Raw genomic sequence first — 270 nt, 5'->3', positions numbered from 1 at the left:
CGGCCGTTCCTCGACTTCGGGGCCGGCTACATCCAGCGCGCCGTCGACCAGCTGCCCCGGCAGGGCGACCGCATGCCCTGGCTGACCTCCACCGGCTACGCCGACGACGTACGACTGCTGCGCCGTGACAGCGTCACCGATCCCGAACTGCGCTTTGCCCGGGTCGAAGCCACCGAGCGCCGGGCGGTGGCCCGATGAGCGACACCGAGGACCGCTTCCTCACCACCCCGGCGGACCTGCGCCTGTGCTACCGCCTCGACGGGCCCGAAG

General features: G+C 72.6%; 1 pseudogene. It reads left to right on the top strand.

Features of this window, described 5'->3' with window-relative positions:
• Positions 1-198, top strand: a pseudogene (locus CCN72_RS37145) (FAD-containing monooxygenase EthA); the annotation flags it as partial.
• Positions 199-270: the final 72 nt, after the last annotated feature.

Source organism: Streptomyces murinus (genome assembly GCF_002154555.1).
In the GTDB taxonomy this organism is placed as follows: Bacteria; Actinomycetota; Actinomycetes; order Streptomycetales; family Streptomycetaceae; genus Streptomyces; species Streptomyces murinus.
The sequence above is the reverse complement of the archived record's forward strand: the minus strand, read 5'-3'. Positions and strand labels throughout refer to the sequence as shown.